We start from the raw sequence: 2,580 nt of genomic DNA, 5'->3' as shown, positions 1-2,580 counted from the left end.
CCAACAGAAGAAGGTGGAGATATAGTCTACGCCACATGAAAATGTGGAATTACGTGCGATGTCGGCTCATCACATCCTGGGGGTGGAGAAGCTCCCAAGGGTTCGGCTGTTCGCCGATTAAAGTGGTACGTGAGCTGGGTTCAGAACGTCGCGAGACAGTTCGGTCTCTATCTGTTGTGGGCGTAAGGAAACTTAAGGAGAGTCATTCCTAGTACGAGAGGACCGGAATGAACGAACCTACGGTGTTCCAGTTGTCTTGCCAAAGGCATTGCTGGGTAGCCGAGTTCGGACGGGATAAGCGCTGAAGGCATATAAGCGCCAAGCCTCCTCCAAGATGAGGTTTCCCTGTTTGACGCAAGTCAAGCTGAAGGCATCCCGTAGACTACGGGATTGATAGGCTGGGTGTGTAAGTCCAGTAATGGATTGAGCTTACCAGTACTAACTGCCAATAGGCTTGGTCGTTTTTTAGTTTTGAGTTGGTTACACTCGTCCTTGAGGCGCTTATTAAACATTACCTTTTTAAAGAAATATCAAAATTTAAAAATCAAAATCCAAAATTCAGGAATAATTTATTATTAAATGATAATCTCCTTAATTTTGATTTTTGATATTTAAATTTTGAATTCGATTTCCTTGGTGCCCATGCTGGAGGGGCAACACCCGTTCCCATTCCGAACACGGCCGTTAAGACCTCCAAGGCCGATGGTACTGCATCTATAGGTTGCGGGAGAGTAGGTAGGCGCCAGGGATTTTTTTTGCTTATAGAATTTTCCCATCCCACAGATGATGTCAAGTTTTATCATGGAGTCTTATTGTCATAGAAAAGGCGAAAGACAATGATGAGGTTCTATGGGGTCAATTCGATTTAGCCGATTCGAGGCGGGCGAGACTTGCCAAGGACAGCACGACCGACAACTGTTTTAATTGTTGGAATAAAAAGGATCAATTTTTTGCTATCAATGGTTAAAGACAGTTCAAAGTTTAAGATTTAAGGTTCAAAAATTCAAGAGGTTGTTTTTTTCTTTAAACTTTAAACTTTAAACTGGTTTTAATGACAGTGACAAAACGATATTTCATGATAGGGGTTATGCTTTCGGCGATCTTGATCGGTCTTATTTTTTTGGTCAGGGGGATTCGATATCATGAAGCAATGGTTTTAAAAGGAGGGAAGATTTTAGGTCCATGGAATGCCCCAATTGTCATAGAAGAATTCAGTGATTTTCAATGCCCCGCCTGTCGAAACGGTGCCCAAGCTGTTGATGACGTTCTCAAAAGATATCCCAATGACATTCAGGTGATTTTCTATCACTTTCCTTTAAAAATGCATGCCTGGGCGATGCTGGCACATCAGGCCGCCGAGTGTGCAAACCGGCAGGGCAAATTCTGGCCTTACTATCACTTGCTTTATGGCCGACAAAAAGATTGGTCCGCAATGAAAGACCCTCATGTTGCCTTAGAAAGATATGCGAGGGAATTGGGGATGAACGATGTTTTTTTTGACACATGTGTTTCACAAGGTGTGAGTCAAGATACCATTGCACAGGATGTGAAAAAAGGTCAATCGCTGGACATTCATTCAACCCCTACTTTCTTTATCAATGGCCGTCGTGTTGGAGGCTTCAAAATATTTCTTCAAGAGGCTGATAAAATAATTAAAGAAGAATTAGCAAAAAAGTCAAAGCCTGAAAGTTCCAAAGTTGCTCCTTTAGAGAGTCAATCAGCAGAAAAAAAGCAGTAAAAATATTTGGGGTTTAAATGAAGGGAAAATTTATTTCATGAAAATCTTGTGGTTCGTTTTAAGAATAGGGGTCGGGGCTTTGTTTGCTTATGCCGGTTTTAGCAAACTCATTTTACCCATTGAAAATTTTGAAGGGATTTTAAGCCAGTATGAAGTGATTGCCCATTGTCTCATTCATCCCATTGCCTTTCTCCTCCCCTGGATTGAATGGATGGGTGGGAGCTTATTGATTCTCGGATTTGCCCCTCGTCTAACCTCTGGAATTTTAGCGACTGTCGTATTCCTTTTCTTGATGGTTTTAACTTCGACTTTAATCATTGGAGGGGATGCGAATTTAAATTGCGGGTGCTTTGGGGAAAAGATTCATCTGGTAATTTCGGATTTCGGATGTCGAATTTCGGATTTCAGGAATGAATTTTAGAAGAAAAAGAGCTTTTGCTTTTAAATCCGCAATCCGCAATTCGAAATCCGCAATTTAAATTCATCCTCCTGAAACCGCACGGACCAGTTCAATATGGTCTCCCTGGGAAAGAAAAGTTTGAGCATAGTCCTTTTTAATCAGGGCTTCGCCATTCAATTCTGCTACCACCCATTTTTCGTCTAACCCGAGTTGATGAATCAGTTCTACAAGAGATATTTTTCGCTCTAATACTTTCTTTTGACCGTTAAGAAAAATTTCCATAATTGTTCCTCTTTTAATCATTTCGGATTTCGGATGTCGAATTTCGGATTTCAGGAATGAATTTTAGAAGAAAAAGAGCTTTTGCTTTTAAATCCGCAATCCGCAATTCGAAATCCGCAATTTAAATTCATCCTCCTGAAACCGCACGGACCAGTTCGAT

Annotated in this window: 3 protein-coding genes, 1 rRNA gene and 1 other annotated feature; of the genes, 3 read left to right on the top strand and 1 reads right to left on the bottom strand. The window is 41.2% G+C overall.

Annotated elements, in window-relative coordinates; translation table 11 throughout:
• The first annotated feature begins 56 nt into the window (after window positions 1–56).
• Window positions 57–461 (top strand) — a sequence feature (possible 23S ribosomal RNA but 16S or 23S rRNA prediction is too short).
• Between the two features lie 171 nt (window positions 462–632).
• The 3 genes from rrf to HYS07_03945 all read left to right on the top strand — a co-directional run bounded on the left by rrf (window position 633) and on the right by HYS07_03945 (window position 2,159).
• Window positions 633–748, top strand: a 5S ribosomal RNA gene (gene rrf, locus HYS07_03955).
• Between the two features lie 339 nt (window positions 749–1,087).
• The gene (locus tag HYS07_03950; GenBank protein ID MBI1870330.1) at window positions 1,088–1,738 is read left to right on the top strand and encodes a thioredoxin domain-containing protein; all 651 of its coding nucleotides are present in this window, start codon (window positions 1,088–1,090) and stop codon (window positions 1,736–1,738) included.
• Between the two features lie 37 nt (window positions 1,739–1,775).
• Window positions 1,776–2,159: a DoxX family membrane protein gene (locus tag HYS07_03945; protein MBI1870329.1), complete on the top strand. Its 384-nt coding sequence runs from the start codon at window positions 1,776–1,778 to the stop codon at window positions 2,157–2,159.
• A gap of 60 nt (window positions 2,160–2,219) precedes the next feature.
• Here HYS07_03945 and thiS read toward each other — a convergent pair whose 3' ends face one another.
• Window positions 2,220–2,420: a sulfur carrier protein ThiS gene (gene thiS / locus HYS07_03940; protein ID MBI1870328.1), complete on the bottom strand. Its 201-nt coding sequence runs from the start codon at window positions 2,418–2,420 to the stop codon at window positions 2,220–2,222.
• Window positions 2,421–2,580: the final 160 nt, after the last annotated feature.

The sequence above is a fragment of the Chlamydiota bacterium genome (genome assembly GCA_016178055.1).
Lineage (GTDB): Bacteria > Auribacterota > JACPWU01 > JACPWU01 > JACPWU01 > JACOUC01.
This window is presented reverse-complemented; position numbering and strand designations above follow the sequence as displayed.